Origin of the sequence: Vibrio clamense, from assembly GCF_050337905.1 — a bacterium.
Taxonomy (GTDB): domain Bacteria; phylum Pseudomonadota; class Gammaproteobacteria; order Enterobacterales; family Vibrionaceae; genus Vibrio; species Vibrio cortegadensis.
The window spans coordinates 195,396-220,794 of record NZ_JAKJTJ010000019.1 but is presented as its reverse complement, the minus strand read 5'-3'; the positions used below and the strand labels follow the sequence as shown (position 1 = coordinate 220,794).

Below are 25,399 nucleotides of genomic sequence, written 5' to 3'. Positions count from 1 at the left end.
TTTCTGTTGAATTTGAATAAAGCCTCACTATTGTGAGGTTTTTTTGTTTTTGTCTTGCAAAAAAATTGTAAATTTGTATTATCCCAAACCTAAGTGCAAATGATAATAAGTTGCACTATCAATATAATTAAAATTTAGAATACGATTAAGCTCAACAAGGACGCTTTCATGACTATTAAACATTTAGTGGCAACAACCATTGCATCGTCACTACTTCTAGCTTCAGGCTCTACATTTGCCGCAGTAACTAAAGATCAAGTAGTAGAGCATTACGCAGATATTGCTCACGCGGTATTTGAAGACTCTGTTATTACAGCGAAAACTCTGGACACAGCAATTGATGGGTTTTTAGCCCAACCTTCAGCATCAAGTTTTGAGAAAGTAAAACAAACTTGGTTAGATTCACGCGTACCGTACCAACAATCTGAAGTATTCCGTTTTGGTAACGTCGTGGTCGATGACTGGGAAGGGCAACTGAATGCTTGGCCTCTTGATGAAGGTTTAATTGATTATGTTGGTAGTGATTATCAGTATGAGCTTGGTAATGAAGGTGCGAGTGCAAATATCGTAGCTAACAAAACTCTTAAAGTTGGTTCAAGTGTTATTGATGCAACAACCATCACTCCTGAGTTGATCGCAGATTTAAATGAAATTGGTGGCTCTGAAGCGAATGTAGCCTCTGGATACCATGCGATTGAATTCTTACTTTGGGGTCAAGATCTTAACGGTACAAATGCTGGTGCAGGCGCTCGTGCATACACCGATTTCGTTGTAGGCAGCGAATGTACAAATGGCAACTGTGATCGACGTGGTCAATATCTTAAAGCGGCTGCTGAACTTTTGATCCAAGATCTTGAGTGGATGGAAAAACAGTGGGAAGCCGGTGAAAAAGGTAACTATCGCCAAGAGCTATTAGCAGATTCTGCTGATAACGGTTTGCGTAAAATGCTGTTCGGCATGGGGTCACTTTCATTAGGTGAGTTAGCCGGCGAGCGTATGAAAGTGGCATTAGAGGCAAACTCAACGGAAGATGAGCATGACTGTTTCTCTGATAACACTCATAACTCTCACTACTACAATGAGCAAGGGATCTATAACGTTTATACAGGTTTGTACAAACGTGAAAGTGGCAAGTTACTTTCAGGACCTAGCCTTTACGATTTAGTGGCTCAGAAAGACAAAAAAGCGGCTAAAGAGATCCAGAAACAGTTCGATCTAGCTCGCGCACAAGTTGGTCAATTGGTGACTTCAGCAGAGAAAAACAATCAGCATTTCGATCAACTGATTGCCGCTAACAACCCGGCAGGTAATGCTTTGGTTAATAAGACAATCATGGCATTGGTTGCACAAACTGGTTCTATTGAAAGAGCGGCATCTGTCATTGGTATCAGCAGCTTAAACCCAGATACTGCCGATCACGAATTCTAAGCATAAAATAATAATATAGAAGGGCTCTCTTGAGCCCTTTCTGCTATCTCTAAAATAATAATCATATTTAAGTCAATGACAGCGGAAACCGCCTGCAATATGACCACTCTTTGATGGCATTTTTGAAAGCTAAATTACACAATAAGAATACAGTTATGAAATCATATATTTTCTCAGCAGCTATTGCCTTGATCACATCGTTTTCAATACAGGCAAGTGATGTTAAATCTGGTGGGCAAACCAGTGTGAAAAAAGAAGGGAGCAATGCCTTTTCTTTACCTGCTGCAAATTTACCAATGAGCAAACGCCTTGATTTTAGTGTTGGTAACAGTTTTTTCCGTAATCCGTGGGTGCAAGCACCAGCTTCAACCGATGCTCGTGATGGGTTAGGACCTCTATTCAATACGAATGGTTGTCAGAACTGCCACATTAAAGATGGGCGAGGGCACGCTCCTGAAAAAGGGGATACTCATGCCGTCTCTATGCTAGTTAGGCTAAGCATTCCAGCCATGACGGCAGAGCAAAAAAAAGCGTATATCAAAGATGGTGTCATTCCAGAACCCACGTACGGTGGTCAACTACAAGACTTTTCCTTACCAAATATAAAACCTGAAGGTTCAATTCAAATTGATTACACCGATGTCCCTGTCACGTTTAAAGATGGTGTCATTGTCACCTTACGTAAACCCACATTAGCCATTAATGATCTCGGCTTTGGTGAGATGCACCCAGACACTCAATTTTCTGCTCGCGTCGCCCCACCTATGATTGGTCTTGGTCTGCTTGAAAGTATTCCTGAAAGTACTATTTTGGCGTTTGCTGAACAACAGAAGCTAGCGGGACAAGGCGTTTCAGGTAAAGCTAACCGTGTATGGGACGTTCAAGCGGATGAATTTGCGCTTGGTCGTTTTGGTTGGAAAGCTGGACAGCCGAATTTGATGCAGCAAAACGCGGCCGCCTTTAATGGTGATGTTGGATTAACGAGTTCACTTTTCCCAAATGAAAACTGTACATCGAAACAGAGCTTATGCGATGAATTGCCAAATGGTGGCGATATTGAAGTAAGTGATAATATTCTAGACTTTGTAGAGTTCTACTCTCAGCACCTTGCTGTCCCTATTCGCCGTAACGTGAAAGACGAAACCGTAATGAAAGGGCAAGCTCTTTTTGCTCAATCTGGTTGCCAAAGCTGTCACCAAACCAATATCAAGACGGCAAATCGTGAGGGTCTACCCGCGATTTCAAACCAAGTAATTAACCCTTATACCGATATGTTACTGCATGATATGGGTGAAGGGCTTGCAGATAATCGTCCTGAGTATTTAGCAAATGGCCAAGAGTGGAGAACAGCGCCGCTATGGGGCATTGGCTATACAAAAGAAGTCAACGGGCACACGATGTTTTTGCATGATGGTCGAGCAAGAAACCTTCTGGAAGCTGTGCTTTGGCATGGTGGAGAAGCGGAATCAGCAAAACAGCAAGTCCTCGGTTTTGACAAAGCAGAGCGTGATGCGCTGATTGCTTTCTTAAACTCATTGTAAGGATAAGTATATGTGGTTAAAAACATCTCGGATAATGAGTTTAATTGTTCCGACTGTATTGGTTTTAGGATGTCAGAGTACTGACTCGAAACACTCATCAAACCAAGCAGTGGTGAGCAAAATGGACACGACTGAACATATCAGTTCCAGCTTGTACCAAGTACAGTTTCAATCAGCTGTGAAACTGAACGAACAAGCAATATCTTTAAATAAGTCGATAAAGTCATTCTGCTCTAATGGAGCCGACCTTTCGGATTTAAAAGGATATTGGCAAGCATCGATGGCGGCTTGGATGCATTTACAAGGACAGGAGAGAGGCCCGGTAAAAGCATTGGAGCAGAGTTGGAATGTTCAATTCTGGCCAGACAAAAAGAATACGACAGGTCGAAAAATGTCTCAGTTGGTGTCATATGATAAATCATGGACAGCTGAAGAGATCTCGAACCAGAGCGTGACGGTGCAAGGTCTTGGTGCTATTGAGTGGATGTTGTTTGACGCCCAGTCACCTCTGCTTACCAATAAAGGTGAGACATGCTCATCAGCGACTGCAATCAGCCAGAATTTACAGAATCGTACTTCACAGATTCGACAGGCATGGCTCATTAACCCTTGGACCTCGATGAATGAAGCACAGTGGAATTCGGAATACGTGAGCCTACTTTCGAATCAGCTTGAATACAGTATGAAGAAGTTGAGTCGACCACTGGCAAAAATGGGCCATCCACGAGCCTACTTTTCTGAGTCGTGGCGTTCTGCGTCATCGTTATCCAATCTGAAGGAGAATCTGAAAGCGATGCAGGCTATTTATTTTGCCAATGGTTCTGGATTGGATGCGATCTTGCGTATGAGAGATAAAGGCGAACTTTCTGATCGAATCGCTTTACAGTTTGATATGGCCATCGACACTTGGCCAGAGCAAGACAGCCTATTCAATATGCTACAAACTAAGAGTGGGTACCAAAACGTACTTGCACAATACAATAAATTAGAACAGCTTAATTATTTGATCCATGAAGAAGTGGCAATTGAACTTGGCGTAGTGATAGGATTTAACGCGACCGATGGTGACTGATTTAAATCGAAGAACGCTATTGAAAGCGGCTATGTATGGGGCGATGGTTCCTGTATTGCCCTATGGATGTGCAGCGCAATCAGTCAACGCCAATGCTTCTCCGGCATTGATAGGTTGCTCCTTGAGTGCAAAAAAGCAGTATCGTGCTGTTGTCGCTGATGAATCTGGCGTTGAAGTTCACTCATTACCAATACCTGAGCGTGGTCATGGCGTTGCTATCAATAGCCAACATGGTGAGCATCAGTATAAATATCACGCTGCTGTTTTTGCTAGGCGTCCGGGCTCATATTTAATGGTGTTCGATTATTTATCTGGTGAGCAGATCTTGCTGCGGCCAGCGGATAAAAATCGCCATTATTATGGTCATGGTGTTTTCAGTAATGATGGTATGTACTTGTATGCAACCGAAGGTGAACGTGGTACTAGCCGTGGGATCATTGGTGTATACCGTGTTCAAGATGGCTATAAGAAAGTGGAAGAGTTTTCCGGTTTTGGATTGGGGCCCCATGAAGTGATCGCAATGCCAGATAATACACTCGCGATTGGGGTAGGTGGCGTTCATACTGATGGACGAAACGCATTGAATCTCGACGCTATGTCGCCTAGTTTGAGTTATGTATCCGCAGAAGGAAAGTTACTCGATCAAGTTTCTCTTGATGACCGCCACTTAAGCATTCGACACTTGGCACATGACGGAAGTGATACCGTGCTTTGCGGTCAGCAGTACCGTGGTGAACCTGATGAGTATCCCTCTTTACTGGCGATGCACCGTCGCGGTAAAGACATGGTTCAGCTTCAAGCAGAGCCTGAACAGTGGGCACGATTCAATCACTATATTGCAAGCATTGCAGCAAGTGATGAATTGATTCTGGCGACATCGCCTCGTGGCAACTGTTATGGGATATGGTCGAAAGAGAGTGGCGCATTGATCGAATTAGCGGCACTTCCTGATGCATCCGGTGTGATTGAAGCTAACGGCATGTTTAAGGTGAGCTCTGGCTCGGGCTCGGTTGTTACTCGCAATAAGCAGCAATCCACTTCCAAATACTCTGGCGTGCAATGGGATAACCATTGGTCTGCCATTTGATCTATTGAATCACATTTTGACTTGAGCTTTTACGATGACGGCCCTTTGATTGTTAAGGGCTGTACACAAAAATGTTCGGGGTTGGATTTATATTCGAACTGAATGCCGGTATAACATCGTAGAGTCAAACACACTGCTTTATCTGAATTCTGACACTTTTTTACTCTGATAATATCGCATTTACTCCCCGCTAAAATTTCGCGAGATTCTTACATCTTAAGTAAAGTGATGAGACGATATAAATACAATTTTCAATAATTTCAATATTTTAGTGTGACCGCAGTGAACTCATCTGCTTTTTAACTATCCACAATTCAAATATCGGAGTGTTTAACTTCTAATTGTTAACTTGTTGGTGTTTAGTGTGGTTTTTGTCTATTTTATGGAATTATTGATGGCGACGCCTTGTGTTTGCCATATTTGTGCGTATTCTTTGTGTAAACTAAATGTTAAATTTATTGATTGTTAATGTTTCTTTATCAAGGAGTCGATGATGTTACATAACCACGAGAGTACCCTACATATCACTAGTTTATCCCGTCACGCTTTAGAACAGTTATCCCCTTCATTTAACCAACTACCATCAACAGAACATGCGGATGGTAAATATCGATTACGTCGTTATTCAGTTATATGCCTGCAAGATGGAACCGTGACAGAGTTGGATAACCCAGGGTTTGTACAAACTGATGATATTAACCATTTTCAAGGTGATATTGTCCGTCAATTTGAATCCATTGAGCAGGGCATTCTCGATAGTGATGGCATGAAGGAGATGTGCCAACTGTTTGTTGATAGCAACAAGTTACCTAACGGGCAAGAAATTGAAATTCATCAAATTCGAATCGCAGCAATATACGATGAGACACAAGTTGCGCCGGAAGGGGTTCACCAAGATGGTTTTGATCACCTTGCATTAATCGGTATTGATCGTAGTAACATCATTGGTGGTGAGATTATGCTGTACAACAATAGCAATGAAGCACCATTTTTCAGAAAAATACTAGAGAATGGTGAAGTAGCGATGTTGGCCGATAGCAAGCTGTGGCATAACGCTCAACCGATATGTCCCGTCGAGAATGAAGAAAAAGGACATATGGATGTTTTTGTTCTGACAGCAAAGGATGCGCGTAATGAGCTTCAATCTTAATTCTGTTCGTGAACAGTTTAGTGCGTTATCTCAGCAATATAATGGAAAGCCCGTGATATTTTTGGATGGCCCTGGAGGTTCTCAAGTGCCGCAATCTGTCTTGGATTCGATGACAAGCTATCTCGGTTTCTATAACTCCAATCTAGGCGGGCATTTTTTTTCGAGTCAACACACGACAAATCTGATGGCACAGGCAAGAGAGTCAGTTCAAGCTCTAGTGAATGCAGAAACTCCCGATAATATGGTGTTTGGGGCGAACATGACGTCGTTGACCTTTCAATTGAGTCGAGCAATAAGCCGAGATTGGAAGGCTGGAGACGAAATCATCGTCACAGCATTAGATCACTATTCAAATGTTTCAAGTTGGCAGCAAGCGGCTGAAGATAAAGGCGTTGTAGTACATCAGGTTAAAGTCGATGAAAGTAATTGCTCGTTGGATATGGATCACTTTGCCTCTCTGCTTAGTGAGAAAACTAAGCTGGTGGCGGTAACATTCGCATCGAATACCACAGGCTCAATTGTCGATGTAAAAACAGTGATCGAACAGGCTCACTCTGTTGGCGCGAAAGTGTATGTTGATGCTGTTCATTACGCGCCGCATCATCTGATTGATGTTCAAGATTTAGGCTGTGACTTTCTAGCCTGTTCGGCTTATAAGTTCTTCGGCCCACATGTTGGTATTGCATATATTGCACCTCAATGGCTGCAAACCATTCAACCTTACAAAGTTGAACCTGCAACGAATTTAGGCGCTGGTCGGTTCGAAACTGGCACTCAAAGCTTTGAAGGCTTAGCTGGCGTGATCCAAGCGGTGGAGTATTTGTCACAATGGGGCGAGAAAGGTAGCTCATTGAGGAAGAAGCTTGAACAGAGTTTCAGTCAATATAATCAGCATGAACAAGCGCTCAGTGAATACTTCTTAAAACGTTTGAGTACACTTGGTGATAAGGTCGCTCTACATGGGCGTGATGAAGCTGATTCGAACCTTCGTACTCCAACCTTTGCTCTTACATTCAAACATCATCATCCCGAATTTGTCGCTAAAAGTTTAGGTGAACACAACATCTGCGTCTGGAATGGCCACTTTTATGCGCTGGGGCTGATTAGGCAACTTGGCTTAGAGGAGAGTGGTGGTGTCGTAAGAATCGGCTTCATGCATTACAACACAATAGAAGAGGTCGATCAGCTGTTTGAGGCGCTTAACGGGCTGTAAATTTACTCGACTTATTGATGTATACTTGAAAGATATCAATACCAATCAGAGATACACTGGTTGGTATTTTTTATGCTCTTATCAAAATATAATGATCCTGTTTATGACGCTATTTCCGTCTTTTTCATATTTTTGGGAACAAAAGTGGCCGGTAGTGCTCCAACCACTTACATTTTAAGGGTCTTTTTGAAGAAATTAGATGCCATTTGAGAGCGAAACTTTTATCCTACCAAGGATTTTTTAAGGAAGTTGAATATGATCATCAAACCTAGAATTCGTGGATTTATCTGTACTACAACGCACCCAGTGGGTTGTGAAGCGAACGTAAAAGAACAAATTGCTTATACTAAAGCGCAAGGCCCAATCAAAAATGCACCTAAACGTGTACTTGTTGTGGGTTCATCAAGTGGCTACGGTCTATCTTCTCGTATTGCAGCGGCATTCGGTGGCGGGGCATCAACGATTGGTGTTTTCTTTGAAAAAGCGGGTACTGAGAAAAAACCTGGTACGGCGGGTTACTACAACTCAGCTGCTTTTGAAAAATGTGCACATGAAGAAGGCTTGTACGCTAAAAGCTTAAATGGCGATGCATTCTCAAATGAAGCTAAACAAAAAACAATCGATTTAATCAAAGAAGACTTAGGTCAAATCGATATGGTGGTTTACTCATTAGCGTCTCCTGTTCGTAAGCTCCCTGATTCTGGTGAGTTGATTCGTTCATCTCTGAAGCCTATCGGTGAGACATATACGGCTACAGCGGTTGATACCAATAAAGATCAAATCATTGAAGCGAGCGTTGAGCCTGCAACTGAAGAAGAGATCAAAGACACTGTGACTGTAATGGGCGGTGAAGATTGGGAACTTTGGATGAATGCGCTTTCTGATGCAGGCGTGCTTGCTGAAGGCTGCAAAACGGTTGCTTACAGCTACATCGGAACAGAGCTAACATGGCCTATCTACTGGGATGGCGCGTTAGGTAAAGCGAAGATGGATTTAGATCGCGCTGCAACGGCATTAAATGAGAAGCTTAGCTCAACAGGTGGTACCGCGAATGTTGCAGTACTCAAATCTGTTGTGACTCAGGCAAGCTCTGCGATTCCTGTTATGCCGTTATACATTGCGATGGTATTCAAGAAAATGCGCGAAGAAGGTGTACATGAAGGCTGTATGGAACAGATTTTCCGTATGTTTAGCCAACGTCTGTATAAAGAAGATGGCAGCGTTGCAGAAGTGGACGATAAAAACCGTTTACGCCTAGATGACTGGGAACTGCGTGAAGACATCCAACAGCATTGTCGTAACCTTTGGCCACAAGTGACGTCTGAAAACCTTAAAGAACTGACGGATTACGTTGAGTATAAAGAAGAGTTCTTGAAACTGTTTGGTTTCGGTGTAGACGGTGTTGATTACGACGCTGACGTAGCTACAGCCATCGATTTTGATGTGATTGATATTTAAGTCGATTAATCAGAAATTACTGATAATAGAAAAGGCGCTCATTGAGCGCCTTTTTGTTATCTGACCGTTTTGACTTTTAGCTAAGAATAATTAAGAACGTTCCTGCTAAAGTCATCAATATATTGGCGATAGCATAAGTGCCTGCGTAGCCCAATGCCGGAATGGTCGATTTTGCGTACTCATTAACGACATCCATTGCTGGCGCACACGTTCTTGCTCCAATAATGGCACCGAACAACATGGCTCTGTTCATTTTTAAAACATACGCCCCGACTAAATACGCGAGCATCACGGGAACCACACTCACGATGAGTGATAAGCCAATAACTTGAGGTCCAACTTGGGTTAAATGCTCGAACATATTCCCACCGGCACTTAAACCGATCCCCACCATAAAGAACATTAAGCCAAGGTCTTTAACCATGTTCAATGCACCTTGCGGGACATAACCAAAAGTAGGGTGATTGGCTCTTAAGAATCCAAGGGTAATACCGGCAAGTAATAACCCTACTGCGTTACCTAAGCTGAACGAGACCTGCCCAAAGGTCATTGTGACTAACCCGAAGAGTAGGCCTAAAATAAAGAAGCTACAGAATGCAAGTAAATCAGCCATTTGGCTATGTATAGAAATGAAACCAATTTTTTCCGCTAGACCGTGAACTCGGCTCTTTTCACCACTAATTTGCAGGACATCACCTTTAGCGAGAACGATATCCAAATCCATCGGCATTTCGATTTGAGCTCGCGTTACAAGGTTTAGAAAACACCCATACTCTGACAGGTTGAGATCCGAAAGGCGCTTACCTGCGATACTGTCACTTTTAACTACGATCTCTTCTTCAACCACGCGCAAATCGAGTAAATTTCGATCGAAAACTTCCTTACCGTTTCTGAAACTAGGATCTAGGCGAGCATGACTATCTGGAAAACCTACTAATGCTATTTCATCACCTTCTTGTAAAATAGCATCCCCATCAGGATGGGCAAGAATGCCATTACGACGAATTCGTTCAATGTAACAACCTGTTTGTCGGTAGATACCAAGCTCACGTAGGTTTTTGCCATCAGTCCAGTCAATCAGCTCTTGCCCAACGCGATAGGCTCGAATAATAGGTAAGTAGACCTTACGCTGACTTCCGCCTCCAAGACCGCGCTCTTTTGCGATCTGTTGAGCTGAATCGTGCAAATTCTCTTTTTGAAGCTTAGGCAACAATTTAGCAAACATTATCATGCTGATTAAGCCAACCAAATACGCCATAGCGTAACCGACTGAAATACTCTCAAGTATCAGTCCGATATCCATATTTCGCGGAATATTCGCCAGTCCGGAATTTAATGCATCCTGAGCACCTACTAAAACGGGTGTTGCGGTCAGTGCACCTGCCATCATCCCGGCAGCTAAACCGAAATCAAGCCCCAAATAATGGCTACAGAAGTAGGTCAAAGAGACAGCGGAGACTAACACCACGAGGCTGAGAATAAGGTAATGCTTGCCATCGCGAAAAAAAATGCCGAAGAAGTTGGGGCCAGCTTCAATACCAACGCAATAGATGAAGAGCATGAAGCCGATAGTGAGAGCTTCCGAGTTAAATGAGAAACCGAGGTGGCCCATAACAAGTGAAGTGATTAGCACGCCAATCGAGTTTCCTAATTGCAAACTTCCAAAGCGGATTTTTCCAAAGGCAAGGCCAATAGCAAGGACAACAAAAATTAAAAGGATGGGGTTTTGCTCTAGTAGTAGTACTACGTCTATATTCACAGCGTTAGCTCAGTTTAACTTGATTTATAAAAGGTATTTAAGAGTGGGGGATTGTAGCGAATAATAAAAAAATGATAAGTGATATTTTTTATCTTTTGCTATTAGCTGACATAACATAACGAAAACAGTAGATATAAAAAACCCGCCTATCAATAGCGGGTTATTTTAGATACTGTGGTTGAGCGATTACTCGTCAAATAGACCAAGGTGCTCTTTAGCGTATGCTTCAAATTCTGTACAACCACCGATATGGTCTTGATCTACAAAGATTTGAGGAACAGTTTCAACTGGCTTACCAACTGTTTTTTCAAGATCAGCTTTGCTGATGCCTTCGGCATGGATATCAACATAGCGATAGTTGAAATCATCACGTTTCGCTTTTAACGTTTCAGCATGCTCTTTTGCACGAACACAGAATGGACAAGCAGGGCGACCAAAGATAACAACAAACATAACTCTCTCCTTTATTTTCTTGAAAGCAACTATGCCTCAATAGTCAAAGGAAATAAAGACAGATTTACCTGTTGTTTCAATAGGTAAAACCTATCAGGTGATTTCGTGAGCAAAACGGTGGTTACAGAAATCGTGAGCTTGACTTGAAACGTCTCATCTCAATTGTGATACGGTGCAAAAAACAGGCAATGCATCGGGATTCTTATCTGCAAATTGCACCAAATCAAATATTTATGCGTATTTAAAGCGCAATCTGTACTGAGTCCATCGAATCGAATTTGAGCCTAAATTGTCTATCAACGACGAAATTAGGTAAGCATAAGGATATCGCATGTTTCAATTTATGACGTCAACTCGGATAATTTTTGGTGAGGGGGCGTTACAGTCCTCGCTATCGATACTGAATCAATTTGGCTACAGTGTTTTACTCGTCACGGGTCAAGATCCTGAGCGGTCCTCCCCCATAATCCAATACCTTAAAAATCAATCAATGCGTTATCAACATGTCGCCATCAATGGTGAACCCAATATTACAATGGTTGAGGAAACGGCGGTATCGGGGCGAAAATTTCAGCCCGATATGGTGGTCGCTATCGGAGGCGGTAGTGTGATTGATATGGGTAAGGCGTTGGCGGCTGTTATTCCAAATCAAGGGGATGTTTATGATTACGTAGAAGTCGTTGGGCGAAATGTACCATTAAAAACGAAGCCAATTCCGCTTATTGCCATCCCCACCACAGCAAGCTCAGGGTCTGAAGTGACAAAAAATGCAGTATTGAAATCAGGTCAAGATCGAGTGAAAGTGAGTCTGCGAAGCCCTGATATGTTGGCTGATGTCGCTATTGTTGATCCTACGCTTACATATGGAACTGATGCGTATACCTCTGGAAGAGGCGCAATGGATGCATTTACTCATCTGATGGAGGCGTATGTATGCGGGGACCCAAACCCACTCACCGACATGGTGTGTGAAGAGGGACTTCGTCGATTAAGCCCGTCGATTATTGCGGCCTGCAAACAAGATGATCATAAAGCTCGAGCTGACCTCTCTTTTGCAGCAATGCTAGGAGGGATGGCAATTACCAATGCAAAACTAGGCGCTGCTCATGGGTTAGCCTCCGCTCTTGGTGGAAAGCTTAATGCACCACATAGCGTGATCAGTGGGCGTTTGGCTCCATTTGTCATGAGTGAAAATATCAATGAGGCAAAAGCGGCAGGGCGTAGTGATATCTTAAACCGATATAAAAGAATCGCACAGATAGTCACTGGGCGAACCAACGCTCATATTGAGGACAGTGTGCTTTGGGTGCAAATGGTACTGGATAAATTAGCACTGCCTCACCTTTCCGAATTCGGTGTTTGCAGTACCTCTTTTGAACAAGTCGCGCAAGACGCATTACAGTCGGTTGCGATTAAAGGAAACCCATTACCTTTAAATGAAGAGAGGCTAATACACATTTTAAATCAAGTTTGTGGATCGGTGTGTGTTTGTGAAACGCAAGACTCAGTCACGCAAGCAAATGTGAAAGTGATTGATTCTATATTGCAGGCTGAGAAATAGTGCTATCAGGGAGGTGGAGGCTAACGGCTTGGAGATAGATAAATTGTAGGCGTACAGTGCAAAGATAAAAAAGTGAGTCTCGACATATTATTGAACATACTAATATGTTGAGACTCGCTTGTGTTAGTCATTGGAATCTTAAAATTGCGACATCTTATCGTAGCGAGAATCTTTAAGAGAATCTTTAACTCGCTTTAAGTTGTCACGAAAACCAGATCCACGACGAAGAGTAAAACCTGTCGCTAGCACATCAATGACCGTCATCTGTACTACACGGCTTGCCATTGGCATATAAACGTCAGTATCTTCAGGTACATCAAGTGAAATAGACAGTGAGCTCGCTTTATCAAGAGGTGAATCTTTTGCTGTGATAGCAATGACAGTTGCACCGTTTTCACGAGCGAGATTCGCAACTTCAACTTGGCTTTTCGTACGACCAGTATGAGAGATAAGGACAATCACATCGTTATCACTGCAATTTATGCAGCTCATACGTTGCATGACAATATCTTCAAAACAAGTGATTGGGATATTGAAGCGAATGAACTTATTCTGTGCATCTTTTGCAACAGCAGAAGAAGCTCCAAGACCAAAGAATGAAATTCGTTTAGCTTGAGTGAGCAAATCCACAGCACGATTTATCTGCATAGAGTCGATGCTATTTTTCGCTACATCTAAACACGCCATTGTCGATTCAAAGATCTTATGCGTGTAAGCATCAGGACCGTCATCTTCTTCAACGTTACGGTTTACATAAGGCGTTCCATTCGCAAGGCTTTGTGCAAGGTGCAATTTAAAGTCTGGGAAACCTTTAGTATCAAGACGACGACAGAAGCGGTTAACTGTAGGTTCACTGACATCAGCCATTTTGGCTAGTGTCGCAATACTAGAGTGGATTGCTGTTTGGGGCGACGCCATGATAACTTCAGCTACTTTTCGCTCAGATTTGCTAAAATTTTCTAGATTTTTTTGTATTTTTTCTAATGTATTCATAGTGTTCACGAGGGCGTAGAGAACAACTTGCTGATTTTTGCCATTACTTCTGAATCAGAAGTTATCACCACTAGCAGAGCTAGGTGAATATTTAATGACAAGAGCAAACCAGCACCATAAAAATAGTATAAACGTAACTGTGCTTAGCCTATAACAAAAGTCGAAACCAATTGGCTAGAATATGACAAGCCTCAAACAATATTTTGGGAAAACTACAGAATTGGAGGCTAAGTGGAAAAAAAACAGGCTTTTCTAGCACGAGGCTGATGTATTTGTTACACCAAAACGAAATAAATTTTCATTTTGGTGTAATTTCAAATTACTATTAAGCGAGGATTTCTTGCGTTAATTGCTGAATTTTAGCCATTAATTTAGGTGCTAAAGAGGCGATTTGTCTCTGTTCAACAAGAACCGATTGAAGAATGTCGTGGGTGGTTAATGGGTTTGCCAATACCACTCTAAATACGATGGTATTAAGCTCATCCCATTGCTCAGGATTGAGTTGAGTTCTGGACACAAATGATTTTCCAGTCTCACGCTGCTTCTTCTGAACGAACTTGGTTAGCTCATTGATCAAGTTGTTGAGCTTTTTCTTACTTCCTTTATCCGCAATGAACAAGGCTTGTTTTACGTCTTGAGGAAGATAGCGGTAGGTCAGTAAGCACAGCTCAGGCTGAGAAACTAACTCAAAATCTTGTTGCTGTTGAATTAGCTCTGCGAAATATTGAGCTTTTTCAATACTTTCATTAATTAAAAGTTCGTAACCCGGTCGCCCGATAATATGCATGCTGGCATAAACAAGCATTGCCATACCTGAACGTGAGCCTTCAAGAGTATGGCTGCCTAAATCTTTCGAGCCTTTTCTAAGAATATACTGAGCGTGATGTTCGATTGCCATCATTGCGTCAGGATCTTTAAACAGCACCATTCCTGCACCCATTGGAATATAAAGCTGTTTGTGAGCGTCAATGGTGACTGAGTCCGCCTCTTCGATGCCATCAAGCAGCGAACGATGAGAATTCGACATTAACGTTGCGCCACCCCAAGCGGCATCAACATGGAAATGGCAGTCATGTTTTCTACATATAGCAGCCATTTCTTTCAACGGATCAATATTGCCGGTTTCTGTTGTGCCTGCAACACCAATGGCAGCAAATGGCAATATCTTATTAGCCTTTAGCTCGCTCATTTTTTCATCCAGTGCTCGTGGACAAATTCGGTTGTGGTGGTCGGTCTTGATCGCAATAAGACTATCTTGGCCAATCCCAAGAACATCGGCCGCTTTTTTAAGCGAGTAGTGACCACGTTCTGAAACTAAGATGGCTAAACCTTCATAGCCATAGTGTTTCATTGCACGGAATAAGCCCTCTTTTTCGACACCTTTGAATGAACCTTCCGCTCGTAAAGCATTGTTACGTGCAACCCAAAGAGCGGTGATGTTCGCAATGGTGCCACCAGAGCAAAACGCACCTAATGAGTGATTCGAACTGTGCATCCATCGAGAATAAAACTTATCATCTTGCTGATAGATAAGACGATGAAGCATACCTAGAACTTGGCGTTCAAGAGGAGTGAAAGCTTTAGATGTCTCGATTTTTACCAAATTTTGGTTTAGCGCAATCATGATCTTAGATAGCGGCATTAAGAAATAGGGCAGAGCAGAGGTCATGTGCCCAATAAAACTTGGTGATGCAGTATGTACAGAATGCGCGACGAGAGAATCTAGCAAGTGTTCAGTATGTTCAGAGACAAACTCAGGTTGCTCTGGGATATGAGCATTAGAAAAATCTTTCTCGATTTCGAGTAATGGCTTCTCTTCCGCGACGATATGTTCACGTAAGAATTGATTAAGATTTTGGGAAAGTTTTTCTTCGATTTGAGTTAACGTTGAATCAGGTCCTTCTGGGACAGTGAAAATTCGAAGTAAGCTTTCGAAATTTACGTCAACAGTTTTTTGTTCCGATACCATAGCAGCTAGTTATTTTTCTATTATTTAAAAGCGCGAGCGAGATAATTTAAACGAAAACGGGAACAATGTCCCGTCTTAATTATGAAAACGAATTTTCCAGCAAATGATGTGGTAAAGAGGATGATAGCCTATTTACATACTGTATTTTCGACGGTTTTGATCGCTTGATTGTACTTGTTTAACGCACTATCAATGTTTTTTGGGTGGCTAAGAAGGTCAGCAAAAGCGGATCTTAACTCATAGTTTTTATCGTGCGGAGTTGATTGACGGTCATTGAAAGTTGAAGTCGCAATCTTGCCTAGCGCATTGTCTTTAGAAGCTAACTCTTTGATATCTTTCTGCTCTAATTGCAACCAAGCTTCAATTGGTTGTTCAGTCGCGACTTTACTCGAATCATTTTTAAGGTAGTAATGAACGGCTGCTCGATTAAGTTCAAAATGATGTTTACGCCCCTCTAAAAACCATTCCCCGACTTCATTTAGGTTCGGATATTGAGCTGATGTTAAATCGACAAGGTCTTGATACCAAGTTAGCGAAGCATCAATATAAGCGTCATATTTTCCAGTTAAGCATTGAGTATCAGACGCTAGACTCATGGTTGAAGAGGTGGCGAGAAGCATTCCGATAATAAAGCGTTTCATAGTGATTCCTTTTGAATTATTTTGATTATTATTTTTTGCGTATTGTAATAGAGCTGAATACAAATTCATGCGATCTAGCTAGCAAGTGAAACAAAGAACAACATCATTATTGGGACTAAAATACTTAAAATAAAACCACTTACAATGGCTATCGGAACACATCTGACGCCGCCAGTTGTTTGGATTACAGGTAAGGTAAAGTCCATCGCTGTCGCCCCAGCATAGCCGATAGAGGTGCATGGTGCGCTACGAATAAATAGAGGTATAAGTACTAAAGAGACAAGTTCTCTAAGTAGTTCAATCATAAAGGAGGCCCCACCATAAACCGGGCCAAAAGCATCACCCATTAAAATACCTGCGAGTGAATACCAACCAAAACCGGATGCCATTGCTAAACCACGAGCCATTGGAATGTCCAGAATGAATGAGGCGATAATACCTCCAATCATCGAAGTTCCGACAACCACAAGAGCAATGACCATTCCGTGTTTGTTGAGCAGAATTTGTCGTAACGTTAAGCCACTGTTTCTTAATTGAATGCCAATAAAAAACAGTAAAATAAACAAGATCCACTCACTCGCGGTGTCTACCCAAGATAGATCGATTGGAAGCAATAACCCTATGATGAGACCGCTGCCGACAACAAGAATAAGTTTAAGTGATTCTAGTGCCATACTTGATAGTGGCAACTTAGTATTGGATTGGTCTGTTTGGATAGGCATTAATTTATCGATCAGAGGAAGCCCTGCCAAGTTACATACGCTTAAGCAGATAAAGAAAGTTCCTGTGAACTGTAAAATGACTTGTAAATTTTCACTGAGATTATCAAGTGCAGCAAGGCTTAATCCCATCAAAGCTAGAATGACATATATTAAATATGAAGTAGCTTTATTGATGACATTTAACACTGACTGTTTTGATATGGAAAATAGATACCCCACCACCAGTGGGGCAAAAATGAAAATCATCCCTGTAAACATTGTTGATTAACCATCCTTGTTGTTTATTTAGAAGCCGCTTGTGTTGATTACATCCTGAATCTTAGATCTGAAAACTTCTTCGCTTAAATTGCTTAATTCATAAAGTATTTCAGCCCCAACGAGATCGAATTCAACTTCATGTTCATCAATATTTTCATCTTCACTTCTAAACATCAATAAATGATTAGATATTCGAGCGATATCGAGGTAAGAGACATTGGAGTGCTCGGCAGAAGAAGGTTCATTTGATGCGACTTCAATAAAATCAACGTCGAAGCCCCAACGTTTTAGCACCTGTTTGCTAGTAATAGCACATCGACTTTGGAAGATCTGCATCGCAAGGTCTTGATCCAAATAATTGCCATTTTCTAAATAGTGATGGTACTCATTAACCAAGCAAAATAGGCCAATATCCGCAAGAAGCCCAACCAGTAGTGCCTTCTCGTGTTCTAAATTCGAATGTTGATCAGGAGCTCGGCGTTTGAATTCGTTGGTTACTAGTACCATCGTTGCCCCGAGTTCGCGAGAAACATGAGCACTTTGAGATAGAATCGCGCTGCATTCGTTGGTGAGATTGACGCTATGCTTGAGCTGTTCAATCGCTTGGGCGGTAACGATATCTCTTACTCGTAAGATGCCTAGTCGAGATACCGCAGTCATCAAGTCATGGCAAGTGATATTACGGCGATTAAAAACAACAGAATTAGCGATACGAATTACAACCGCAGTTAACCCTGGGTCTTCCAGCAAACACTCTGCAATTTCTGAAATACCTGTCGCTTCAAAAGTACATAATTGTTGGATTTTTAAGACCACATCTGGGATTGGAGGAAGAGATATCTTTCCTGAACTAATGGATTGCTCGACAAGCTGAGCAAATTCAGTTTCTAACCCTTTAAGAAGCTGTGATTCATTGTGCGGTAACCAGTAAAAAGAGAGGTGTTCCATAGAGAAAAGTACCGAAGGCTTTATATGAATACAGTGTACCTTTAACGTTTGGTTTAACGCAATAGAATGAGAAGCAAATTAAGTATTGTGTCAATAAATGGGATGTTGTTTTTTTTGTATTATGTTAGAGAAATGCTGCATTGATTTGATTTGTAATGTGCATTTTGTCACATTTTTAGGCCGTTGAGATTTGTTTGATGTGAGCTGTGACCAGACTTAATTTGTTTTGTTAAGTATCATTGGTACCCATAATAGCATCTATGCTAAATAATAATTATTATACAACTAATTGATTTATAAAATTTTTCGCGAAAATTACAAGCTGCTATCTGGTGATCATAACTAATCGGGGTAATTCAGATTAAGGATCAATAGATATGACAGGGCACAATTTTTATAATTATGTAGAGCAGTTTGGTACTTCCCAAAAACGTTCTATGTTTGGTGGTATCGGCCTCTTTATGGATGAGGCGATGTATGCACTCATCAGTAATGACTCTATCTTTATCCGTGGTGGCCATGAACTAGACGAAAAACTGAAAGTGCTAGATTGCGAGAAGTATCGCCATGTTAAAAAACAGACGACCGCAACAGTAAACTATTATGACATTACTCACTTATTTACAGCGGATCATCGTGAGCTACATTCAATCGTTGAAGAGTCTATTAATTACTCCGTTAGGCAAAGAAATTACCAAAAATCATCCGCGAGCCGTCGTCTTCGAGATCTCCCTAACATGCAATTAACCCTTGAAAGAATGGTGAAAAAGGCCGGTGTCGATGATGTTTCTACATTTATGGAATTGGGTGCTTCTGACGTCTTTCGTAAAGTTAAAAAAGCGTATGGGAATGATGTTGATATCAAATTGCTATGGAAATTTGCAGGGGCCATTGACGGAATTCATTGGAAGTTGATTCAAGAGCCAAGAAAACGCCAGTTATTAGAGTTTTGCGAATAAGATCAGTAGACAAAAAATCGACGAAAAAAAACCGAGGACACTGCCTCGGTTTTTTTATAACAATTGTATATAGCAAACACGCTGTTTAAATCAATAACGATGTAAAGCTTGTCGTTATTTAAAACCTTGTCGTTATTTAAAACTTAAAGCGTGTTGTGAACATCGCTTGGTCGCCGTAGAAATCATTAATTCGAGCTTCTGCGCCAACAGAGAACAATTCTGTTGAATGGAACCTAACGTAAGCTGAAGCAATCCAATCATCGTTATCATCAATAGATACGTAACCACCACTGCCACCAACTTCAAGTTGTGGACCAAGCCATTGACGCACTCCTAGGTTTAACTCCATGCCAACATCTGCACTGCTTTTATCACTTGGCTGTGCAACGCGCATTAACATAGAGCCGGTCATATCAGCCCAATTGTTGATTGGAGCATGAAAGCCGAAACCAACAGCGGAATCAAAGTCACCGTCAAATTCAGAATCGATACGGCCAATAACGTGAGCATTTGGGTGCACAGATTTACTCATAGCGGCACCGAATGTAACAGGGCTTGCGCCAATACGAGCTTCTAAGTAATCATAGCTAAAGTTGCTCATTGATTGGTTTGGATCTTCTTGTGCAAGAGCGTGGTTTGATGCCAGCAACAATGCTGCTGCAAGTAATGTTTTGCGCATAATAACGGTAAACCTTTATCGAGTTAAATCTTTGATTTAAAGCTAATCTCTAAATCGTCAAATTATTACCTGACATTTTAATGCATAAAAAGAAAAGGTCATCATAAAAAATGTCATTGTTTTGTCGTTTACTCAAAAAACTAGCAAATAAAGTGCCACTTACCCTGATAATGTCACTATTCTCCAAAGTTAATGCGATTTTCAGCAATAGCATTAAATATCTTTTCAGTGTTTAAAGCCGATGCCCAAGACATTAGATTATCATCATGCTTGATCATGTAATCAGTTAACTGCTCGGTTAATGTTTCTCGAAGTTTATCTCCGTACCATGGTTTGGCGATATAGAAGTCTAAGCATGAGTGGTTAACCGCTTCAATCGTATCTTCGAGACCAGCTTGCCCAGTGAGTAAAATTTTACGTGCATTTTTGGTCTGCTTATTTTGGTTCAGCTCGATCAAGAAGCTGATGCCTGTCTGCTCTGGCATGATGTGGTCACATAAAATAAGGGCAAGCTTAATACCTTCATCGGACATTTCTTGGATAACATTACGAGCTTCAGAAACAGATTCAGCACCTTCCACAACAAAGTTATCTTCGAATGGAGCAAGATCTTGTAACACACTGTCTAGAACTTCTCTTTCATCATCGACACATAAAATAAGATATTTATTCATGGCTTACTCCTTGCTCTGATTTCGATGGATTATTACTGGCGATTAGCCGTTGATCGACTGGTAACCAAACTTTCATATGAGTGTACTGATTAGGAACGGAATCGACTTCGATCCACCCTTTGTGAGCGGTGAGAATTTGTTGGCAAACGGATAGACCAATACCGAGCCCAAAGTTTCCTTCTTTTTTTGTCGTGTAGTTTAATTCAAAAATTTTTCTCTTCTGCTCTTCAGGGATCCCACTGCCGTTATCTTTAAAGTTGACAGTAACGTAGTGGTTCCCATTTCTGAAGCACTGCTCAGTTGATATCTCAAGTATGCCATTCTCGGGGAATGCATCGATCGCATTAGAGATTAAATTCGTCCATACCTGCTGTAAAGCGATGGGTTGGCAAAAAACCGGAGCGATATTTTGATACTCTTTTATAAGGGTATGCATTTTGAGGCGGTTTTCGAATATCACTAAAGTGTCTTCTATACCTTCATGGATATCAACGGTATGGTTGGTTTCATCATCAGGTCGTGCGTAGCCCTTCAAACTCTTGACCATATCCGCAATACGTTGAGCACAGACATGAACAGAGCGTAACGTTGAACCAGTAAGGTGGTACTTTTCTAGTTGGTTGAGGGAACTAATACTCTGGGCATTTTTGTTGCTCAAAGATTGCACGAAGTCTTCGTCTTGATCTAATTTCAGCTGGACTAATTTTTTGGCAATAAGACGATCGCCCACTCGTTCCTGTATCTGCTTAGCTTGTTCTCTGACTTGGGAAGTGGACATGGGGTGTGACAGCATCGCTTGATTGAGCACTTCGGCGCCTTTGATGTGTATATCTTGGCTTGATTCTAATTTAACTAACTCATCAATATTCTTCGCTAACGTCTCCGCTCCTCGCAAAATCGCCGCGACAGGGTTATTTAATTCGTGGGCAACCCCAGCAACAAGCTGACCAAGCATGGCCATTTTTTCACGTTCGATTAATTGTTGATGAGCGGACTCCAACGATTCCAGTGTTTTTTGCAACTCTAATTTAGTGTTGATGCTGCGTTGAAGCCTACGGTTGAAATGCCTAAGTAGTAGATTAGTAAATAATGGTAACAAACTACTGTCGGAGTGCATCACTTGAGCGAATACATCACGTTCGAGTTTAATCACTTGAGTTTTTGTCAGCGTAATGGCTGTAGAAAATGAGTTTTCGCCAGTAACAAAAGACATACCACCGACAAGGTTGCCTTTTGAGTGTCGAACTACCTCGCGCTGCACGCCTAAGTCATCTTTCTTATATAGTGCCACTTCGCCTTCAGTGATAAACCACAGGAATCGGTTCTCTTCACCTTCTTTTGTCAGCAGGTGATCGGGAGAATAAGTTCGGCATGCATGGTGTTCATCTTGTTGTTCGAAAAATAGACCTAAGGCACCAATAACCTGTTCGGCTAACTCACTATCGGATAAATTATGAAAATCATGAATGAAACCCGCTCGATAAGATTGCATTTTGTTTTCAATGTGAGCCCTTAATATTTTCTGTTGGTCTAAGACTTGGCTATAGTGAAGTAAATCCTCTTTTTCGTGTGACAAAATAAACGTTGTTAGCTCTTTTTGGGCGGTTTTGTAAAGCACCTTATCTTGTAGTGGTTTAGTGAGGCAGTGATCCAATCGTCCTTCATTGACCGCAGATAGAATCGCTTGAATGTCACTACTGCAACTGACTAGAACCTTACGAGCTTGCTGTGTATGAGTTGATCTATCCAGTTGAATGAGAAAATCAACGCCATTGAACTGAGTATGATGGCTTGCAATGACCAGTGCGACCGATTGCTGTTGTTCTTTAAGGTAGGTGAGGGTCTGCTCTGCTTCTTCGATGGTATCTGCGGTGTGGATATCGAAGCGATGAGCAAATGAGGCCAGCTCCGAACGAATCTGTTCGATGCTGATAGGGTTATTGTCTAAACATAAAACAGCATAACGGTTCACTCTATACCCCACATAATTAACACAGCAATAATTTTACAAATATATACTGGCAATGTAGCAATAAACGAAATTATTGATTGAGAGCTAAGTATTAAAAATAGTCTCTGAAAACAGCAATAAAACAATACAGTGACGTAACTCAATGTTTTCTCATTTGAAAACATAGGATAGACTGGATTCATAAACTCAGAAGGTTAGAAGACAATCCATGAAAGAATTAAGAAAAATAGCCGCAGTTGGCGGTGCAATTTCGTTAGCGTTATGTTGGCCTTTAGCGGTTGGTCAAATTGGTAAAAATGTTATCACTGATGGGGTCGAGCACCTCAATTCGGCCTCGATTCAAGCGGAAGTGGTTGAGTATGATAGAAGTTACTTCTCTTCACGTGTATTAACTCGTTACCAAGTAACCGACCCTGTGCTTATTGAGCAATTGGAAGCTGATGGGTTACCGTCTGAATTTTTAGTTAAGAGTGAAGTTGAACATGGATTGGTGAGCTTAAATGCAGTATCAACAATCGATGGACTTGAAGAACTGCCTCTTACACTTACCACCACTACACAGCTTAATGGTAATACAGAATTTTCATTGGATTTAGAATCATGGAATCACCAAACCGCTGGTGAAGGTGCTGTTTCTATCGCTGTTGCAAAGTCAGAAATTACAGGAAGTGCGAGTGTTCTGGGGCAGTTGACATATCAGTTGGATATCCCCTCTATACAGCTGAATTTTGCTAATGGCGAGCAAGTGGCACTCTCTGGCATATCAGGCGACGGAGATGGTAAGCAAGCTCAAGGATATTGGTTAGGGACTCAGCAGTATAATATTGATACTTTTGTTGTGAATGCTAACAACGCTCAGCCAATGTTCAGCATGGACGACTCGACGTATCAGTTTGAGTCATCTATTGATGATAAAACGCAACGCCTCAGCAGCAAAGTGCTTTTAGATATCTCGAAAATGATGACAGTTGATGGTGTGGTGAATGATTTAAGTGTTGATTTCGAATTGGCGAAATTGGACATTCACTCATTTGAGAAAATTTTTGAGCTAATTCAGACTAACCCCGAGTTGACTGAAGAAGACGTTCAATCGTTGCTCCCTGCTGTTGATACGCTTTTTGCTAAAGGCTTTGATATTTCGATGAATAAAGTGTCACTGAAGCTTGGAGAAGGTGAATTTCAGTCTCAGTGGTTAATGACGGTACCTGAAGGTACTGAAAATGTATCACAAAATCCTGGCGCTTTAGTTCCTGCTTTAACCGGTAATCTAAATACGTATTTTTCGAATGAACTCGTGACTGAGTATCCATTTATACAAGAGGGTATTGATGAACTGATCGTGATGGAAATGATCACTCAAACGGATGCTGGGTATGAAATTAAAGCGGAATTGAATGATGGTAATTTAGTTTTCGAAAATGGCCAGCAAGTGCCAGTTTTCGCTCTGCTAATGCCTGCATTAATGGGCCAAGCAGCGAAGTAAACTGATAAATCATGCAGTTAGTGAAGAAAAGAGGTCTGAAGACCTCTTTTCTTGCTTTTTAAGTGAAGCAAAACATGGTATTTGTTAACTAACCACTACAAAACAAGAATGAGCAGGAGCAATAAAATCATGGAGCCGATTACGGACAATATTTTTAACTTTAGTGCAGGCCCAGCGGCGTTACCTAAAGCAGTGATGCAGAAAGCACAAGCGGAGTTCATCAATTGGGGCGGCTTAGGTACGTCTGTGATGGAAATAAGCCACCGCAGCAAACCCTTTATTAAAGTTGCTGAAGAGGCAGAACAAGATCTGCGTGACTTGTTGAATGTTCCAGACAATTACAAAGTTTTGTTTTGCCAAGGTGGTGCTCGAGCACAATTTGCTGCGGTTCCAATGAATCTACTAGGGCAGTCGAAAACGGCGACTTATGTCGATGCAGGCTATTGGGCTGAAAGTGCGATAGCAGAAGCGAACAAGTATTGTGAGCCAGATGTCTTTGTTGCCAAAACAGAGAAAGAGGGCAAAGTAGCCGTTCTACCTGCAAGTGAATGGCCAGTCGCAACTGATGCGGCTTATGTGCATTTCTGCCCAAACGAAACCATTGATGGGATTGAAATTAATGATTTGCCTGTCACTGATAAACCGATCGTGGCTGATATGTCATCGACGATTTTATCGCGCGAAATCGATGTTTCAAAATATGGTGTTATTTACGCAGGCGCGCAGAAAAATATCGGCCCTGCTGGTCTGTGTATTGTGATTGTTCGTGATGATCTGTTAGATCTTGCTGCTCAAGCTCTGCCAAGTATTTTGAACTACAAAGTGTTGGCTGAAAAAGATTCCATGTACAACACGCCGCCGACCTTTGCTTGGTATTTATCAGGTCTGGTTTTCAAATGGCTGAAAGAGCAGGGCGGTGTGAAAGCGATTGAACAAGTAAACCGTGAGAAAGCGGCACTTCTTTATGCTTATATTGATCAATCACCGTTCTATAAGAATGATGTTCATGCAGACAATCGTTCATTGATGAATGTGCCCTTCCAACTGCTTAAACCTGAACTTGATAGCAAGTTTCTTGAGTTAGCAGAAGCTTCAGGGCTACAAGCTCTGAAAGGTCACCGAGCGGTTGGTGGTATGCGAGCTTCGATTTATAACGCAATGCCGCTTGAAGGCGTTAAAGCCTTAGTCGATTTCATGGCATCGTTTGAAAGTGAATATGCTGATTAACTGATTAGGAAAAAGCGGCCTTCGTCAGTTGTTTTGTATGTCGCTTTCGAAATAACAGCTCTGCTTATACAAGAAACCCACTAAAAAGTTAACTTCTTAGTGGGTTTCTTTGTTTGTAACCAAGCTTTTTATGGAACCGGTTTATTTATAAA

Annotated in this window: 21 protein-coding genes; 11 read left to right on the top strand and 10 right to left on the bottom strand. The window is 41.6% G+C overall.

Features of this window, described 5'->3' with window-relative positions; genetic code table 11:
* The first annotated feature begins 168 nt into the window (after positions 1-168).
* The 7 genes from L4C39_RS03870 to fabV all read left to right on the top strand — a co-directional run bounded on the left by L4C39_RS03870 (position 169) and on the right by fabV (position 8,949).
* Positions 169-1,428, top strand: coding sequence for an imelysin family protein (locus L4C39_RS03870; protein ID WP_017054546.1), 1,260 nt, complete (start codon positions 169-171; stop codon positions 1,426-1,428).
* Positions 1,429-1,583: 155 nt separating this feature from the next.
* Positions 1,584-2,969 (top strand): di-heme oxidoreductase family protein, encoded by a 1,386-nt coding sequence (locus tag L4C39_RS03865; RefSeq protein ID WP_429744561.1) that lies wholly within the window; start codon positions 1,584-1,586, stop codon positions 2,967-2,969.
* Positions 2,970-2,979: 10 nt separating this feature from the next.
* The gene (locus tag L4C39_RS03860; RefSeq protein WP_429744559.1) at positions 2,980-4,041 is read left to right on the top strand and encodes an imelysin family protein; all 1,062 of its coding nucleotides are present in this window, start codon (positions 2,980-2,982) and stop codon (positions 4,039-4,041) included.
* The gene (locus tag L4C39_RS03855; RefSeq protein ID WP_429744557.1) at positions 4,031-5,128 is read left to right on the top strand and encodes a DUF1513 domain-containing protein; all 1,098 of its coding nucleotides are present in this window, start codon (positions 4,031-4,033) and stop codon (positions 5,126-5,128) included. The genes L4C39_RS03860 and L4C39_RS03855 overlap by 11 nt, the downstream gene beginning before the upstream one ends.
* Positions 5,129-5,621: 493 nt before the next feature.
* Positions 5,622-6,278 carry a 2OG-Fe dioxygenase family protein gene (locus L4C39_RS03850; RefSeq protein WP_017054542.1) on the top strand — a complete coding sequence of 219 codons (657 nt, stop codon included), beginning with the start codon at positions 5,622-5,624 and terminating at the stop codon, positions 6,276-6,278.
* Complete coding sequence (locus L4C39_RS03845; protein WP_429744555.1) at positions 6,262-7,491, top strand: cysteine desulfurase-like protein; 1,230 nt, start codon at positions 6,262-6,264, stop codon at positions 7,489-7,491. The genes L4C39_RS03850 and L4C39_RS03845 overlap by 17 nt, the downstream gene beginning before the upstream one ends.
* A 255-nt stretch (positions 7,492-7,746) precedes the next feature.
* Positions 7,747-8,949 (top strand): enoyl-ACP reductase FabV, encoded by a 1,203-nt coding sequence (gene fabV, locus L4C39_RS03840; protein WP_017054540.1) that lies wholly within the window; start codon positions 7,747-7,749, stop codon positions 8,947-8,949.
* A gap of 76 nt (positions 8,950-9,025) precedes the next feature.
* On the opposite strand, the gene L4C39_RS03835 is transcribed toward fabV, so the two are convergent.
* Positions 9,026-10,708: an aspartate:alanine antiporter gene (locus tag L4C39_RS03835; protein WP_017054539.1), complete on the bottom strand. Its 1,683-nt coding sequence runs from the start codon at positions 10,706-10,708 to the stop codon at positions 9,026-9,028.
* A 186-nt stretch (positions 10,709-10,894) separates the two neighbouring features.
* Positions 10,895-11,161 carry a GrxA family glutaredoxin gene (locus L4C39_RS03830; protein WP_017054538.1) on the bottom strand — a complete coding sequence of 89 codons (267 nt, stop codon included), beginning with the start codon at positions 11,159-11,161 and terminating at the stop codon, positions 10,895-10,897.
* A 331-nt stretch (positions 11,162-11,492) separates the two neighbouring features.
* Here L4C39_RS03830 and L4C39_RS03825 point away from each other — a divergent pair, with 331 nt between their 5' ends.
* Entirely contained in the window at positions 11,493-12,722 is a 1,230-nt protein-coding gene (locus tag L4C39_RS03825; RefSeq protein ID WP_017054537.1) for an iron-containing alcohol dehydrogenase, read from the top strand.
* Between the two features lie 138 nt (positions 12,723-12,860).
* Here L4C39_RS03825 and L4C39_RS03820 read toward each other — a convergent pair whose 3' ends face one another.
* From L4C39_RS03820 to L4C39_RS03800, 5 genes are all read right to left on the bottom strand, one after another.
* On the bottom strand, positions 12,861-13,715 hold the full coding sequence (locus L4C39_RS03820) for a MurR/RpiR family transcriptional regulator (protein ID WP_017054536.1): 855 nt from the start codon (positions 13,713-13,715) through the stop codon (positions 12,861-12,863).
* A gap of 325 nt (positions 13,716-14,040) precedes the next feature.
* Positions 14,041-15,684 carry a pyridoxal-dependent aspartate 1-decarboxylase PanP gene (gene panP / locus L4C39_RS03815; protein ID WP_017054535.1) on the bottom strand — a complete coding sequence of 548 codons (1,644 nt, stop codon included), beginning with the start codon at positions 15,682-15,684 and terminating at the stop codon, positions 14,041-14,043.
* Positions 15,685-15,812: 128 nt separating this feature from the next.
* Entirely contained in the window at positions 15,813-16,325 is a 513-nt protein-coding gene (locus L4C39_RS03810) for a hypothetical protein (protein ID WP_017054534.1), read from the bottom strand.
* 74 nt (positions 16,326-16,399) lie between these two features.
* A complete protein-coding gene (locus L4C39_RS03805) occupies positions 16,400-17,305 on the bottom strand; it encodes a LysO family transporter (protein ID WP_017054533.1) in 906 nt (301 codons plus the stop codon).
* Positions 17,306-17,332: 27 nt separating this feature from the next.
* Positions 17,333-18,253: an HDOD domain-containing protein gene (locus L4C39_RS03800; protein WP_136993804.1), complete on the bottom strand. Its 921-nt coding sequence runs from the start codon at positions 18,251-18,253 to the stop codon at positions 17,333-17,335.
* Between the two features lie 377 nt (positions 18,254-18,630).
* Between L4C39_RS03800 and L4C39_RS03795 the strand changes: the two genes are divergently transcribed.
* Complete coding sequence (locus L4C39_RS03795; protein WP_113797314.1) at positions 18,631-19,212, top strand: TfoX/Sxy family DNA transformation protein; 582 nt, start codon at positions 18,631-18,633, stop codon at positions 19,210-19,212.
* A gap of 136 nt (positions 19,213-19,348) precedes the next feature.
* Here the strand turns inward: L4C39_RS03795 and L4C39_RS03790 are convergent, their stop codons facing one another.
* The 3 genes from L4C39_RS03790 to L4C39_RS03780 form a co-directional block, all read right to left on the bottom strand.
* Entirely contained in the window at positions 19,349-19,891 is a 543-nt protein-coding gene (locus L4C39_RS03790) for a hypothetical protein (RefSeq protein ID WP_261888302.1), read from the bottom strand.
* 176 nt (positions 19,892-20,067) lie between these two features.
* A complete protein-coding gene (locus L4C39_RS03785) occupies positions 20,068-20,565 on the bottom strand; it encodes a response regulator (protein WP_429744550.1) in 498 nt (165 codons plus the stop codon).
* Positions 20,558-22,537: an ATP-binding protein gene (locus L4C39_RS03780; RefSeq protein WP_113797310.1), complete on the bottom strand. Its 1,980-nt coding sequence runs from the start codon at positions 22,535-22,537 to the stop codon at positions 20,558-20,560. The genes L4C39_RS03785 and L4C39_RS03780 overlap by 8 nt, the downstream gene beginning before the upstream one ends.
* A gap of 208 nt (positions 22,538-22,745) precedes the next feature.
* On the opposite strand from L4C39_RS03780, the gene L4C39_RS03775 reads away from it, so the two are divergent.
* A complete protein-coding gene (locus L4C39_RS03775) occupies positions 22,746-24,020 on the top strand; it encodes a DUF945 family protein (RefSeq protein WP_429744548.1) in 1,275 nt (424 codons plus the stop codon).
* A 129-nt stretch (positions 24,021-24,149) separates the two neighbouring features.
* Positions 24,150-25,247 (top strand): 3-phosphoserine/phosphohydroxythreonine transaminase, encoded by a 1,098-nt coding sequence (serC, locus tag L4C39_RS03770; protein ID WP_017054526.1) that lies wholly within the window; start codon positions 24,150-24,152, stop codon positions 25,245-25,247.
* The last annotated feature ends 152 nt before the right edge of the window (positions 25,248-25,399 follow it).